Raw genomic sequence first — 13,841 nt, forward strand, 5'->3', positions numbered from 1 at the left:
CGGCCCACAGCCCGCTCCCCTGCTTCTCCGGGCGGGCTCTCATCCGGGTGCCCCAGCACGGGCCGCGTGATCGCCCCCCACTCGACAGCGACCCCCGCCTCCGCCCGTGCGGTTCGCAAGGCGGTCGTACCGGCCGCCGGGCTCGGCACCGGCTTCCTTCCGGCCACAAGCGGGCCATCGAGGACCATCTCCACCACGCCTTCGAACTGGAGCGGGCACTGGCGGCCAAGGGTGACACCGTGCGCCTGGACGCCGTACGCGACCCGGCGCGGCTCGCGGACCTCCACCACATCCGCCAGGGCGACCCGCTCGGCCTCGGCCACGCCGTGCTGTGCGCCCGGCGGCACGTCGGGAACCAGCCGTTCACGGTGCTGCTCGGCGACGATCCGATCGACCCGCGCGAGCGCCTGCTCGGCCGCACAGGCTCGACCCGGCCGTGTTCGCCGTGCTGGAGCGCACCCCGCCGGGACGTGGCGGCGAGGTCCGGCCGGCCGACGCCCTGGGGGCCTCGCGGCGGGCGGCACCGCGCACGGAATGGTCTTCGACGGCCTGCGGTACGACACCGGCGACAAGTCCGGCCATCTGCGCACGGTGGTCCACCTGGCGTGCGCCTGCCCGGATCCGGGGCCCGGGTTCGCCGGCCGGCTCAAGGAGTTCGTGGCGGGGCCGACGGAGGGCGGCGTGACCGAGGGCGGCCGGAAGCGGCGCCGGGCCGCCTGACGCCGCGAGGCCGTGCGGGCCGGACGGAACCGCACCCCGCGGACGAGGGGAGGGGCCCGCCGGACGCCTCCCCTCCGGCCGTGTCAGCCCTGGTTGTTGGGCCGCAGCGTCCACACGACGGTCATCTCGCCCGTGACCGCGCCGTCCGCGCGCCGGATCTCGATCGCCACGGGGAACTCGGGGCGCTGCCCGGCGTCCAGGTCGGCGATGACATCGGCGGCCGGGCGGCCCAGGGTCGCGGTCGCGGTGACGGCGCCCATCGCCAGCTTCTTGTAGGCGATGTCGGCGCGCACCGCGAGCGGCACCGCGCGCGAGAGCTGGTCCCCGAAGGCGGCCAGCACGATGGCCCCGCTGGCCGACTCCCCCAGGGTGAACATCGCGCCGGCGTGCGGCCCGCCCACGTGGTTGTGGAAGTCGCCCTGGTCCGGCAGGGACACCACGGCCTTGTCCGGAGTGGTCTCGACGAACTCGAGGTTCAGCGTCCGGGCCATGGGCACGGTGGCGGCGAGCATCTCGCCGATGGACATCTGGTCTGCGCTCATGGGGGCATGTTACTCACGGGTAGCAGAGACTGACCAGCACGGTCGCGTCACACTTGGTACGGCCCTGACAAGAGCCGGTGACCGAACCGTGCCGCGGCCGCACTAGGGTTGTCGGCCATGTGGCCAGATCAGCAGCCGCCAGGGGGCGCGCCGAACCCGCAGCAGAACCCGTACCAGCAGCCGGGTTACCAGCAGCCGAATCCGTACCAGCAACCCGGGTACCAGCAGTACCCGCAGGCCGGCCCGTACGGTCAGCAGCCTCAGCAGGGGCAACAGCAGCAGCCCGGACAACAGCAGCAGTACGGCCAGCAGCCCCCGTACGGGCAGCAGCAGTACGGCCAGCAGCCCACCGGCCCCATGCCGGGGCCTCCGCAGGGCGGTGGCGGAGGCGGGCGCACGAAGCTGATCGCGATCATCGCGGCCGCGGCGGTCGTGGTCGCCGCCGGCGTGACCGGCGTCCTCGTCCTCGGCGGCTCCAAGGACGACAAGGCGGACGGCGGCAAGGGCGGGCAGCACGCGGCCAAGTCGCCCACGCCCACCTCGTCCTCGACCGGCGGCGGCGACACGCGCGGCGACGAGACGGCGAAGCCGACCGTGCCGGGCTGGAAGGTCGTGGTGAACCCCAAGTGGGGCGTCGCCTTCGACGTGCCCGGCGACTGGGAGGTCGAGCGCCCCGGCGCGGCGATCATCTACGACTTCCCCAAGGAGAAGGACCAGAAGGGGATCACCATGTCCGGTGTCGCCGAGGACAAGCCGTCGTGGTGCAGCTCCGACGACGACAAGAACGGCCGCACCGAGGACACCTCGCTGGCGGCGGTGGGCACCAAGGGCTCCAGCGGGGCCAAGAACTCGGACGAGATCGCGGTCAACACCCCGGCCTGGTGGATCTACGCCGGCTACACCATGCCCGACAAGAAGAGCATCTCGTTCGACAAGAAGGCCACTCCCTTCACGACCGCGTCGGGCGTCAAGGGCAGCTACGCCTGGGCCCGGTCGACCCACACACCGCGCAAGGGCAAGTGCATCACCGACGGCAAGGCGCTCACGTTCGGCTTCCAGAACTCCCTCCACGGCTATGTGGCGTTCAACTTCTACGGGGCCACGGGTGTGAAGGACGAGGTTCCCGAGGCGACCGTGCTGAAGATCCTCAGCACGATCCGGCTGCACGGCACCCCGACGGTCGAATGAGGCCACGTGGTGTTCCGGCCCGCCACGACACGGCGGTCCGGAACACCACGGTCCGGAACACCACGGGCCGGCGGCGCGCGGCCGGACCGGCCCGCGCCCCGCGGAATCCGGTGGGAAACAGGGGCACGCACAGGCGACAGTCGCCCGGTGAACCCTGCCGTCCCCCACCCACCCCGCGCACAGACCCCCTGGGCGAGCCGCAACTACTCCCTGCTGACCGCGCCGGCCGTCGTCACCGGTCTCGGCGCGAACGGCTCGCTCATCGGCGCCGCGTTCGCCGTGCTCGACGCGGGCGGCGACGGCGGCGACGTGGGACTGGTGGCCGCCGCCCGCACCCTGCCGCTGGTGGTGTTCCTGCTCATCGGCGGCGCCGTCGCGGACCGGCTGCCCCGGCACCGGGTGATGGTCGCGACCAACGCCCTCAACTGTCTCTCCCAGGCGGCCCTCGCCCTCCTGGTGCCGGCCGGCGAGCCCCGGCGGTGGCAGATGATGCCGCTCACCGCGCTCGGCGGGACCGGGCAGGCGTTCTTCGGTCCGGCGGCCGAGGGGATGCTCATGGCGTCGGTGGAGGGGGAACAGGCCGGCCGGGCGTTCGCCCTGTTCCGCATGGCCACGCGGGGAGCCGCTCTCGGCGGTGCCCCGCTCGGCGGCGCGCTGGTCGCGGCGATCGGTCCGGGCCGGGTGCTCGCGATCGACGCGGCGGCCTTCGCCCTCGCCGGCGCCCTGCGCTCGTTCCTCGACGTCGGCCACATCCCGCCCCGGGCGCCGGGCGAGGGCATGCTGGCCGATCTCCGGGAGGGGTGGCGGGAGTTCGCCGGCCGGCCCTGGCTGTGGGGCTCCCCGGGCCCGGGCGGCGGTGGGCGACGAACACCGGGCCGCGGGTGCGGCCCTTGAGCAGCCGGGGCAGCAGCCGGGCGGTCCCGGCGTCCCAGAACACCGTCTCCAGCACGTAGTTGGCGCGGGCGGCACCGCGGCGGCGGACCTTGGGCCGGGCCCCTGTTTCTGGCGGGGTGAAGTAGAGCCGTTTCGGCGGTGGTTCCGAGATCCGGTGGGTCGGGCGGTGAGATTCAGGAGCCACCCGGTGTGATGGTGTGTGACATGCCGCTTTCGGCGTAATGGGTTGTTTGCGCTGTTCGGGCGCTCACGCTTTGCCTGTTGATCACAGTCATGTTCAGGAGACCGGTGTGTACAGGTCGCGTGAGTGGATCTTCGAGCGGATTCGCGGGGACCGGCGTCCGGACCCGACCGTGTCGGGCCGGGAGCTGGCCCAGCGGTACCGGGTGTCGCGCAACACGGTCGCGAAGGCGCTGGTGCGGGGCGGCCGGTTCCGGCGCAAGCACCTGGTCCCACCGCCGCAGGTCGAGTCCCTGGCCGAGCTGAACGAGCGCCTGGCGGCGATCGACGCGGCCGAGGACGCCCGGCACCGTCCACGGCCGGCCGACCTCTCGTCTTCGTCGCGACGTCGGGCTGCACGTGGCAGCAGCTCCCGACCACCTCGTTCGGTCCCTCCGGAGCAACAGCTCATCGACGCTTCACCGAGTGGACGGAGGCCCGCGTGTGGGCCAAACTCAACCGCTTGGTCCTGGACGAACTCGGATCCCCTGGTGAAGGGCATCCCGCCAATCCGCTCTCGCCGCGGACGCCGACGCCGCGGGCCCCACAAACTCCACGCCGACAAGGGATACGACTACAACCACATGCGGCAATGGTTATCCAGCCGAGGCATCCGGCACCGCATCGCCCGCAGAGGCATCGAGAGCTCACAGCGACTCGGCCGCCACCGCTGGACCGTAGAGCGCACCATGGCCTGGCTCGCCGGATGCCGACGCCTGCACCGCCGCTACGAGCGCAAAGCCGACCACTTCCCGGCCTTCACCAGCATCGCCTGCACCCTCATCTGCTACCGCCGACTCACCAAATGAGATGGCATCTTAAGCGTCTTTTCATGGCAGCAAGATGGCCCGGGAGGGCGCTCGTGCGCGAGCACCGAATTAGGAGTTCGGTCCAAGCCCGGCCCGGCGGCGTCAGCGCATGGTTGGGGCGGACGCGCCAGGCCGTGCATGGGTGCCCGCGTCCGGCGCTGTTGATGTCACCCGTGGGTATCAGCTGGAGATAGCGCTTCTTGCGAATCTTGTGCTTCCTCCGAGACGTGGCGATCACGTAGTCGGCGCGCGTCCAGGACCACTCGGATCAGCCTTCCTTCCGGTTGAATTCGTTCGCGCACCCCCCGGAAGTCATGTCCCGAGTGAAGCAGGCAACGAAGGAATCCGGGGAGCCGTAGAAGGCCAATTTCATGTCCTTGCAGTCCACGCCGTCGAAGGTGACCGTGCCATACGTGGGAGACCAGGATCCATGTAGCCGTTCGGTGAACCCGGAGCACCCAGAGTCTACGACGTCCGAGACATTGTCCAAGCCTTTGGCCGTGAAGGTGCCGTCGTCCTTGAACTCAACTGTCGCCCCGGTCCAGTCCGACCACACGCCCGTCAGCTGATCAGCGGTGTTGACCTCGACTGGGTAGTCGGAACAGGAGGCCAACAGGAATGACACCGCACATCCCAACGCAGCGCCCATGAATGCACGTCGTATCCACTGATGCTGGTTGCCAGCCATACGGCCCTGCCTCTCGCGTCTCGCACATGCCCGGTAGCGACGCCTCAAGGAAGCGGCCGACATCATCTTGAACGTGTTCAAATCCTGGTGTCAATGGGGCCGGGGCGCGCTTCGCGATTACGGTCCGTGCGCCTGGCAGCGAAGGTCGGCATGGACTTTGGGCGGGAACTGCCATGGCCCGTGGGTGCGGGGCCGCTGAGGTCTGGTGGGCTGGTCAGACGGGCTACCGGGGGCATGTGCGGTTGGCCCCGGTCGGCATGGTTGCTGTACTTCGCTGCTGCACCGCACAGGCATCTGCGATCATCATCAGCGTGACCGATGACGAGGTGCTGGCGGCGGTCGAGGCCCGCGTTCAAGCAGGGCGCCCAACGGACCTGCACGACAGTCCGCTCACGCCGGCACCCGCATCTGCGGAGGCGTTGGCGGAGGCAGAACGCATCATCGGTTACCCACTCCCGCCACTGCTCCGCCGCCTCTACATGGAGGTGGCAAACGGCGGGTTCGGTCCCTTCGGCGGCATCGAAGGCCTCCGCGACGGATACACGAGCGAGGGGCTAAGCATGCTGGAGATGTATCTCCAGTACGACGAGCCCGATCCGTATCCAGAAGAGCAAGCGCCACCTTCTCCGCCTCACGGGGTGCTGTTGTTTTGTGACCACGGCTGTGCCATGTGGTCCCTGCTCGACTGCCGACGCCCGGAGGGGCAGATGTGGTGGTGGGACCAGGGAGAGCGACACAAATGCGACCTGACGCTCCGTGAATGGCTGAGCATGTGGCTCGAAGGGAAGCTTGAGCACGGCATCCCGGGCGACCTCGCGCTGGAGGACGACGAGTCTTGGTACTGGCCTGAGACCGGCGGCCACTGAGCCCACTGCCACAATGGGTCTCGCGGCAACCTCGGCGCGGTCCTCGATGACCCAGTCAAGCGCCCCAGCCTGGGGCTTGGAGCACTAGTTTCGAAGATCGCGCATGCGGAGGTGTGGTGACCTGCAGAGACGCTGACCTGCGCGTTTCTGTGCTGGTTGCCGTGGCTCCCCGCTGTTCCCCGTGCGGTACCCCCTCATCGGGCACGCAGGGGGCACGTGTGGCTCTCAGTGCTCTTTCACCGTTGCCGCTCCAGAGTGAGGCCGGCTGCAGCAATTGACGGCATTCGATTTTGACTGCATCAGGTCTTGCGGAAGATCCGCCAGGACTTCGGACGGGCCACACCCCGCTGCGTCGCGCGTATGAGGCCGCCCGGGAAGTCTCGGGTCCCAGGCCGACCGGCCCCCACACTCCAGCGCCGACGGCTTTTCGGTCCGCAGAGGCCGGTGCAGCGGGAATCGGCTGGTTGAGTGGAGTTCAGGCGTAGCCGTCCTCGATAGCGACTCGTCGCACTGTGCGCAGCGTCGACTGGAGACTGTCCATATCGGTCGAGCCGAGAGCGAGGCGGAGCGCCTGTGGTGTGCGCTTCGTGGTGGTGAAGGGTTCCGCTGTGCTGACCGAGATGTGCTGACGCGCGAGGGTGGCGGTCAGGCGATCGGCGCGTGCGTCGTCGGGCAGGGTCAGCCATGTGAAGTAGGACGAGGGGTGGCTGATGAGTGGTAGGTCCGCCAGTTCTTGGCTGGCGAGTGCTTGGCGGGCCTTGGCGTCGTCGCGTTTCTGCGCTTCCAAGTGGTCCACCGTGCCGTCCTCGAGCCAGCGGCAGGCGATCGCGGTGGTGAGGGCCGGGGTGTGCCAGGTGGTCGCCCGAATCGCGCGTTCGAGCGACGGCACCCTGGACGGCGGGGCGACGACGAAGCCGACCCGGAGGCCGGTGGCGACGCTCTTGGACAGTCCCGAGACGTAGACGGTGATGTCCGGTGCACTTGCGGCCAGAGGCGGTGGAGGGTCCTCGACCAGGTAGGCGTATGCGGCGTCTTCGATGATGAGCGGACCGTGCTGCCGAGCGATCTCGATCAGACGGGTGCGGTCGGGTGCCGGCATGACCCACCCCAGAGGGTTGTGCAAGGTTGGCATGGTGTAGATCGCGCGCACAAGGCGGGTCGCGCACAGCTTCTCGAGAGCATCGAGATCCGGCCCGTCGGTGGTTGTGGGTATGGGCTCCAGGTCGAGATGGAAGGCATGCGCGAGCACCTTGAAACCCGGGTAGGTGAGTGCGTCGACCGCGACGACGTCGCCGGCGTTGAGCGCGGCCATGACGGTGATGGCCAGGCCGTGCTGCGCACCGTTGACGATGAGGATCTGATCCGCGTCAGGAGTGATTTCTCGACGCCTCAGGTGCCGTGCGATCGAGGCTCTGTCCTGGGGACGCCCTCGATGTGGTTGGTAGCGCAGCAGCGAGTCGAGTTCACCAGAGGTGGCCACCTCTCGCAGAGCCTGCCGCAGGAGATCGGCTTGGCCGGGCAGCGACGGATAGTTGAAGTTGAGGTCGACCGCATCCGTGGCGACGACTTGCTGATCGATGCCGTGACCGGCGGGAACCGCGATGTCGCGCACGAATGTGCCGCGGCCCTGTTCCCGGCTCACCAAGCCCATCGCTTCCAGCTCGGCGTACACCCGGGTCGCGGTCACCACGGCGATGCCCTCGCGGCGGCGAGCCCGCGGTGTGTCGGCAGCCGCACGCCTGCGGCGAGTCGGCCTGTCCGTATGTCGGATGCGAGCGCATCGACCAGGATTTTGTACCGCGAGGCTGCCATGCATCGAGTTGTATCCATGACAATTCTTTGACTGTCCTGTTCGCGGCTCCTTACCGTCAAGACCCCACTCATCCGAAAGGGCAGCCGCCGTGCACATCGCCATCCTCACCTTCGAGGGCTACAACGAGCTCGACTCCTTGATCGCGCTCGGTGTGCTCAACCGCATCAAGACCGATGACTGGCGTGTCACCATCGCCACCCCCAGCCCCGAGGTCACGTCGATGAACGGCGTGACCATCGGACAGATGTCCACTCTTGAGGAGGCGTGTACCGCTGACGCCGTCATCGTCGGCAGTGGCATCGCTACCCGCGAGGTCGTCGAAGACCAGGCGATCATGAGTGTCCTGCGCGGCCTGGACCCCTCGCGTCAACTCATCGCCGCGCAGTGCTCCGGCGCGCTCGTGCTGGCCAAGCTCGGCCTGCTCAACAACGTCCCCGCCTGCACCGACCTGACCACAAAGCCCTGGGTCATCGCCGCCGGCGTCGAGGTGCTCAACCAGCCCTTCTACGCCAAGGACAACATCGCCACCGCCGGCGGCTGCCTCGCCTCGCACTACCTCGCTGCCTGGATCATCGCCCGCCTCGAGGGCAACGACGCCGCCGAACGCGCACTGCACTATGTCGCCCCGGTCGGCGAGAAGGAGGAATACATCGAGCGGGCGTGGCGCAACATCACCCCCTACCTGCCCGCTCCCACACCGGCGCTCGTCTGAACAACCAGTCGCAAGCAGTGACCGGCCAGGAAGTTTCTGCCCTGCAACTGGCCCAGTGAGCTTTTCAGCGTTGCCTCTCCAGCGTGAGGATCGCGGCTGCGATTGACGTCATCCGGTTGAGGCTGCAGCGTGACCTGCGGAAGATCCGCCAGGACTTCAGCCGTGCCATCACCCGCTCGACGGGTGCCCGGTCCTGGGCAAGTGCTCGGTTGACCGTGCGCTGGGTCGGGCTGAGTTCACCGCCGGGCGGGCGTTTGAGTCCGGTGGTCACCCAGGCTCCGGCGCCTTGGTAGGCACGGTCGGCGAGTACCGGAACACCCCTGGCGTTCGCAGATCCGGATGATGCGGTGGGTGCGGGCTACGGTCAGGTCGTGGGTCCGGCCCGGGCGGGCTGGCGAGATCCACAGCACAGACCCGGCCGGGTCGGTGACGACCTGGACGTTCACGCCGTGCCGGCGGTGCTTGTGGGAGTAGTCGGCGCGTCCGTCGCCCAGTCGGTCGCACTCGGCGAGGGTGCCGTCCAGCAATACATAGTCCGGAGTGCTCTCGCGCAGGACTTTGAGCAGGCCCGGTGCTCGGGCGGCGAGCAGGCGGATCACCGTCGCGGTGTAGGCATAGGCAGTGCCGACCGAGATCCCGAAACCCTCCGCGACCTGGGCTAGGGTGTCGTGCTTGCGCAGGTACACCAGGGCGACCAGGGCACGCTGGTGCGGTGGGAGCTTGCAGCGGCGGTCACCCTCGCGGGTGACGATGAGCATGGTGACCCACTCGACCAGGGCGTGAGGCAGGTCGAGTGCGGCAGAATACGGGACCAACGCGGCTCCTGTGCCTGTGGGTTGAGACTTCGAAGCCCAACGGCACGGGAGCCTCGTGGGTTGCGGGCGTCGAAACCGTCACCCGATCAGTGGCCACGCTGAAAGAGCTTAGTCGCTCTTAACCCTCCTGCGCCGTCGAGCGCTCAACCTGGGACACCTTCCAGCGGCAGGTGGTCGCGGTAGTACTCCGACTCCAACCACTCCTCCTTCACGAAGAGCGGGCGCGTCAGGAGCGCTTCCCCGACCCGCTGCTCACGCAGGAGGATTCCGAGATCGGTCAAGGAGAGCGATGCATCAGGGGTGTAAAGCACCCAGTTCCCGTGCCCGGCGGCGTGGTCCAGGAGGAACTGGTGACCCTGCGCCGGATCGCTGCCTGCCAGCGGGAAGTCTGCCAGGAACACCTGCGGACCGGTGACGGCATCCAGCGCAACGCATGCAAGCTTGCCCACGTCGTAAAACGCCATCACGCCGTCCGGGAAGTCTTCCTGCCCGTACGGGCCGCCAACCCGTGCCTCCGGCTCGGAGACCAGTAGTGCCTCGGCGACCTCTGCCGGAGACATCCCGTACCGCAGCGGCCCCACGCCGCTTCCGGCCAGCAGCTCCCAGCGCTCGCGCTCCCCACTTGCGCTCATCCACCCCGCCCCTACGTTTGACCGGCCCATACTTGTGTCCGCAGACGGACCGGTCGGCGCCGGCGACTCTTGAGACCAAGTGCTGAGGCTATCTCCCGTACCCACAACTCACCTCAGCTGCCATCCCGTACGCCGTCGCCCACACACCGTGGAGCGGGCGTGGTTCCTGGCGTCCAGGTGGAGCGCGCCACTGTACGAACGACCTGGACGCCAGGGGCCGCGTCTGCTCCGATCCCCCGCCGGAGGCACTGTTCTGACCGGCCGCGTACGCGGTGATCGACTCATGGCCACCGGCCCTATCCACCAGTGGGCGCGCGTCGGCGCAGCGTGGGCGGAGCGGGCCGGAGGCAGGAGCAGCGCCCGCAGCGGAGCCGGGAAGCGCGCCCGGCGGAGCGGAGCGCAGCCGGGGCTTGATGACGTACAGAGAATGCGGTCAGACGGCGTAGTCGAGGGCCGGGCACCAATGGTTACGTTCATCAAGGTGTTGCGCGCTGCACCAGGAGATCCCCGAGGACAAGCTGTCCCGGGTCTCGGCGTACGACTGGTTCGGCTCGGTGTCGTTGCTGCCGCTGGCCACGGTCCTGGCCGACCCCGTCGAGGGCGCCGTCGGCCGCGGGGGCGCCCTGTGGGGCTGTGCGGGTCTGGTGGTCCTGGTCACGGCGCTGGTCCTGCTGGTCCGGGACGTCCGCACGCTGACCCGCCGCGGCCACCGGGTCACGGCCGCCCCCGCCCTGTCAGCCGATGCCGAAAGCCCCGTCGGGGGGCTCGGGTGACGGGACCGCGTCGGCGTCGTCGACCGGCCGGGCCGAGCCGATGAACTCGCGCAGCGCGGGGCCGTGTTCGACCCGGGCCGGGAAGGTGTCGGCGGCACTGCGGCGGGCCAGCACGGCGACGTCGATCTCCCGGTGGGAGGCGACGAGCACCGCGTTGCCGAACCGGCGCCCGCGCAGCACGCCCGGCTCGGCGATCAGCGCCAGCTCCTCGAAAAGGGCGGCGAAGGTGGCCAGTTGCGAGCGCAGGAACGCGAACGGCGCCGCGTCGGCCAGGTTGGCCAGGTAGACCCCGTTCCGGCGGAGCACGCGCTCGGCCTCGCGGGCGTAGGCGAGCGAGGTGAGGTGGGCCGGCACCCGGGAGCCGCCGAAGACGTCACCGACCAGCACGTCGGCGGAGTCGGCCGGTGCGGCCTCGATCCAGGCGCGGGCGTCGGCGGCGTGCAGCGTGACGCCCGCGTCCTGCGGGACGGGCAGGTGCTCGGCGACCAGCTCCAGCAGTCCGCGGTCGGCCTCGACGACGTCCTGCCGGGATCCGGGCCGGGTCACCGCGAGGTAGCGGGGCAGGGTGAGCGCGCCGCCGCCGAGGTGCACCACGTCCAGCGGCGCCCCGGCCCCGGCCACGGAGTCCAGCACGAACCCGAGCCGCCGGGCGTACTCGAACTCCAGATGGGCCGGCTCGTCCAGGTCGACGTACGACTGCGGCGCCCCGTCGACCGTGAGCAGCCAGGCCCGCGCGCGGTCGACGTCGGGCATCAGCCTGGCGGTGCCGTGGTCGGTGGTCCTGATGACAGGTATGGGCTCGCTCACGACACCATTGTCAGGGGTGCGGGTGGAGCACGTCTCACGGGTAGGCGGGGGATCACGTGTCATGGGTGCGGGGGCACGGCCGTGGGCACGCGGATCCGGGCCGGGGCGGGGGCCGCGCGGCCGGACATGCCCGCCCCGCGGCCCCCCGAGCGCACCGGGCTCACTCCACGGCGGTCACGGTCCCGGCACCCACGGTCCTGCCGCCCTCACGGACGGCGAACCCCAGTCCCGGCTCCAACGGCACCTCACGCCCCAGCTCGACCCGCAGATCCACCGTCTCGCCGGGCCGGGCGACGCCCACCTCGCCGAGGTCGACGTCCCCCACCACGTCCGCGGTACGGATGTAGAACTGCGGCCGGTACCCGGTGGTGAGCGGCGTCGTACGACCCCCCTCGCGCCCCGACAGCACGTACACCCGCGCCGAGAACCGCCGCGCCGGCACCACGCTCCCCGGTGCCGCCACGACGTGCCCCCGCCGGACCGCGTCCCGGGACACCCCGCGCAGCAGGACGGCGACGTTGTCCCCGGCCTGCGCCTGCGTCATCGGCTTGCCGAAGGTCTCCAGACCGGTGACGACGGTCTCCACGCCGGCCCCCAGCACCGACACCCGGTCGCCCACGCGGAGCGTCCCGCGCTCGACGGCCCCGGTGACGACCGTGCCCCGCCCGGTGATGGTGAGCACGTTCTCCACGGGCAGCAGGAACGGCGCGTCCAGATACCGCTCCGGCATCGGTACGTACGTGTCCACCGCGTCGAGCAGCGCCTCGACGGACGCCGTCCAGCGCGGGTCGCCCTCCAGCGCCCTGAGCCCCGACACGCGTACGACCGGTACGGAGTCGCCCGGGTAGCCCTGGGCCGTGAGGAGGTCACGGACCTCCAGCTCGACGAGGTCGACGAGCTCCTCGTCGCCCGTGCCGTCGGCCTTGTTGAGGGCGACGACGATGTGGTCGACGCCGACCTGGCGGGCGAGCAGCACGTGCTCGGCGGTCTGCGGCATGATGCCGTCGAGCGCGGAGACGACGAGGATGGCCCCGTCGAGCTGCGCGGCGCCGGTGACCATGTTCTTGACGTAGTCGGCGTGGCCCGGCATGTCGACGTGGGCGTAGTGCCGGGTGTCGGTCTCGTACTCGACGTGCGCGATGTTGATGGTGATGCCGCGGGCGGCCTCCTCCGGGGCGCGGTCGATGCGGTCGAACGGCACGAACGTGCCGGTGCCGCGCTCGGCGAGGACCTTGGTGATGGCGGCGGTCAGGGTGGTCTTGCCGTGGTCGACGTGCCCCATGGTGCCGATGTTCAGGTGCGGCTTGGTGCGTACGTAGGCCGTTTTGGACATGGCTGTACCTCGAAGTCTCTGCGGGACGTACGGGAATGCGGGACCCCGGGGAACTGGCCGACCCTCCCCCTGCGGGGTCCGCCGGACGTTCCGGAGAGGGTCAGCTTCGGGCGCCGTCGACAGCGGCCGCGAGGATCGGGACGGCAGCCTTCGGCGCATCCGCGACGGCGGATGCTGCGAGGAGGAAGGCGTACCGGAACATGCCGTCGATCCTGTCCGACGCCGGGTCCGGCGTCGAATGGTTTTCCCGTGACGTGCGCCGACGAGGGCTCAGGCGCCGATGGTGCGCAGCGCCTCGCGGACGGTCAGCGGGGCGAACCGGCCCCCCTCCCGCGCCAGGAAGGCCCGTACGGCCCCGGGGTCGGTCTTGGCGTACTCGCGCAGGGCCCAGCCGATCGCCTTGCGGATGAAGAAGTCCGGGTGCCCGGACTGGAGCAGGCAGTAGCCGAACAGCCGGTCGGCGTCGGTGCGTTCCTTCCAGGTCAGCTGGTGGAGCAGGGCCGTGCGCACCACCCAGAGGTCGGCGTCGTCGATCCAGGCGTCCATGGCGGCGGCGAGTTCCGGGTCGGCCGCCACCAGGCGTCCGGCCACGTGCGCGGCGAGCAGGTCGACGGTGTCCCACCACGGGACGGTTGTCACCAGGTACCGGGTCACCGGCAGGAATCCGGAGGAACAGCGTCCCGCGTGCCGGCGCAGGTAGTCCACGGCGAAGTAGTGGTACTCGCGCTCGGGCAGGGCCCAGCAGCGCAGCGCGATCGCGGTGCAGTCGGCCTCGTCGGGCCGGGGCGTGCCCGCGAGGACGGTGCGGGACAGGGCGCGGCGGGCCGGGGCGGGGATCCCGAGGAAGGGGGCCACGTCCTTCATGTAGGTCCGCATGGACTCGGCCCGCTCGGGGTCACCGGCGGCCGCGTAGCCGGCGGTGAGCCGTGCGAGCACGGTGTCGGCGAGCGCACTGCGCGGCACCTGCGGCACAGCCGCCCCTGTGACGGTCATGAGACGAACCATACGGCGATCACACACGTTCGTCGGT

The 13,841-nt window shown here is 70.1% G+C and carries 10 protein-coding genes and 6 pseudogenes; 7 read left to right on the forward strand and 9 right to left on the reverse strand.

Annotated elements, in window-relative coordinates; genetic code table 11:
• Positions 1 to 66: 66 nt before the first annotated feature.
• Positions 67 to 720, forward strand: a pseudogene (locus AB0N17_RS03985) (hypothetical protein).
• Between the two features lie 83 nt (positions 721 to 803).
• Here the strand turns inward: AB0N17_RS03985 and AB0N17_RS03990 are convergent.
• Positions 804 to 1,262, reverse strand: a complete 459-nt coding sequence (locus tag AB0N17_RS03990; protein WP_366009504.1) for a DUF4442 domain-containing protein — start codon at positions 1,260 to 1,262, stop codon at positions 804 to 806.
• Between the two features lie 117 nt (positions 1,263 to 1,379).
• Here AB0N17_RS03990 and AB0N17_RS03995 point away from each other — a divergent pair, with 117 nt between their 5' ends.
• Positions 1,380 to 2,450 (forward strand): hypothetical protein, encoded by a 1,071-nt coding sequence (locus AB0N17_RS03995; RefSeq protein WP_366009506.1) that lies wholly within the window; start codon positions 1,380 to 1,382, stop codon positions 2,448 to 2,450.
• A gap of 147 nt (positions 2,451 to 2,597) precedes the next feature.
• Positions 2,598 to 3,284: pseudogene (locus AB0N17_RS04000) on the forward strand (MFS transporter); the annotation flags it as partial.
• A 4-nt stretch (positions 3,285 to 3,288) separates the two neighbouring features.
• On the opposite strand, the pseudogene AB0N17_RS04005 reads toward AB0N17_RS04000, so the two are convergent.
• A pseudogene (locus tag AB0N17_RS04005) lies at positions 3,289 to 3,447 on the reverse strand (site-specific integrase); the annotation flags it as partial.
• 447 nt (positions 3,448 to 3,894) lie between these two features.
• Here AB0N17_RS04005 and AB0N17_RS04010 point away from each other — a divergent pair.
• Positions 3,895 to 4,372: pseudogene (locus tag AB0N17_RS04010) on the forward strand (transposase); the annotation flags it as partial.
• A gap of 268 nt (positions 4,373 to 4,640) precedes the next feature.
• Here AB0N17_RS04010 and AB0N17_RS04015 read toward each other — a convergent pair.
• The gene (locus tag AB0N17_RS04015) at positions 4,641 to 5,060 is read right to left on the reverse strand and encodes a hypothetical protein (RefSeq protein WP_366009507.1); all 420 of its coding nucleotides are present in this window, start codon (positions 5,058 to 5,060) and stop codon (positions 4,641 to 4,643) included.
• A 311-nt stretch (positions 5,061 to 5,371) separates the two neighbouring features.
• On the opposite strand from AB0N17_RS04015, the gene AB0N17_RS04020 reads away from it, so the two are divergent.
• Entirely contained in the window at positions 5,372 to 5,926 is a 555-nt protein-coding gene (locus tag AB0N17_RS04020; RefSeq protein WP_366009509.1) for an SMI1/KNR4 family protein, read from the forward strand.
• A gap of 475 nt (positions 5,927 to 6,401) precedes the next feature.
• On the opposite strand, the gene AB0N17_RS04025 is transcribed toward AB0N17_RS04020, so the two are convergent.
• Positions 6,402 to 7,616 (reverse strand): PLP-dependent aminotransferase family protein, encoded by a 1,215-nt coding sequence (locus AB0N17_RS04025; RefSeq protein WP_366009510.1) that lies wholly within the window; start codon positions 7,614 to 7,616, stop codon positions 6,402 to 6,404.
• A 211-nt stretch (positions 7,617 to 7,827) separates the two neighbouring features.
• On the opposite strand from AB0N17_RS04025, the gene AB0N17_RS04030 reads away from it, so the two are divergent.
• A complete protein-coding gene (locus AB0N17_RS04030; protein ID WP_366009512.1) occupies positions 7,828 to 8,451 on the forward strand; it encodes a DJ-1/PfpI family protein in 624 nt (207 codons plus the stop codon).
• A gap of 64 nt (positions 8,452 to 8,515) precedes the next feature.
• On the opposite strand, the pseudogene AB0N17_RS04035 reads toward AB0N17_RS04030, so the two are convergent.
• Positions 8,516 to 9,266, reverse strand: a pseudogene (locus AB0N17_RS04035) (transposase family protein).
• Between the two features lie 143 nt (positions 9,267 to 9,409).
• Positions 9,410 to 9,898 carry a hypothetical protein gene (locus AB0N17_RS04040; RefSeq protein ID WP_366009513.1) on the reverse strand — a complete coding sequence of 163 codons (489 nt, stop codon included), beginning with the start codon at positions 9,896 to 9,898 and terminating at the stop codon, positions 9,410 to 9,412.
• 488 nt (positions 9,899 to 10,386) lie between these two features.
• On the opposite strand from AB0N17_RS04040, the pseudogene AB0N17_RS04045 reads away from it, so the two are divergent.
• Positions 10,387 to 10,671: pseudogene (locus tag AB0N17_RS04045) on the forward strand (MFS transporter); the annotation flags it as partial.
• On the opposite strand, the gene AB0N17_RS04050 reads toward AB0N17_RS04045, so the two are convergent.
• From AB0N17_RS04050 to AB0N17_RS04060, 3 genes are all read right to left on the reverse strand, one after another.
• Positions 10,633 to 11,478 (reverse strand): fused MFS/spermidine synthase, encoded by an 846-nt coding sequence (locus AB0N17_RS04050; RefSeq protein ID WP_366009514.1) that lies wholly within the window; start codon positions 11,476 to 11,478, stop codon positions 10,633 to 10,635. The pseudogene AB0N17_RS04045 and the gene AB0N17_RS04050 sit on opposite strands and share 39 nt — an antisense overlap.
• A 160-nt stretch (positions 11,479 to 11,638) precedes the next feature.
• Positions 11,639 to 12,811, reverse strand: a complete 1,173-nt coding sequence (gene tuf / locus AB0N17_RS04055) for an elongation factor Tu (protein ID WP_366009515.1) — start codon at positions 12,809 to 12,811, stop codon at positions 11,639 to 11,641.
• A 270-nt stretch (positions 12,812 to 13,081) separates the two neighbouring features.
• Positions 13,082 to 13,804, reverse strand: coding sequence for a DNA alkylation repair protein (locus tag AB0N17_RS04060; protein WP_366009516.1), 723 nt, complete (start codon positions 13,802 to 13,804; stop codon positions 13,082 to 13,084).
• Positions 13,805 to 13,841: the final 37 nt, after the last annotated feature.

It is taken from the genome of Streptomyces sp. NPDC051133 (assembly GCF_040682635.1).
GTDB lineage: Bacteria > Actinomycetota > Actinomycetes > Streptomycetales > Streptomycetaceae > Streptomyces.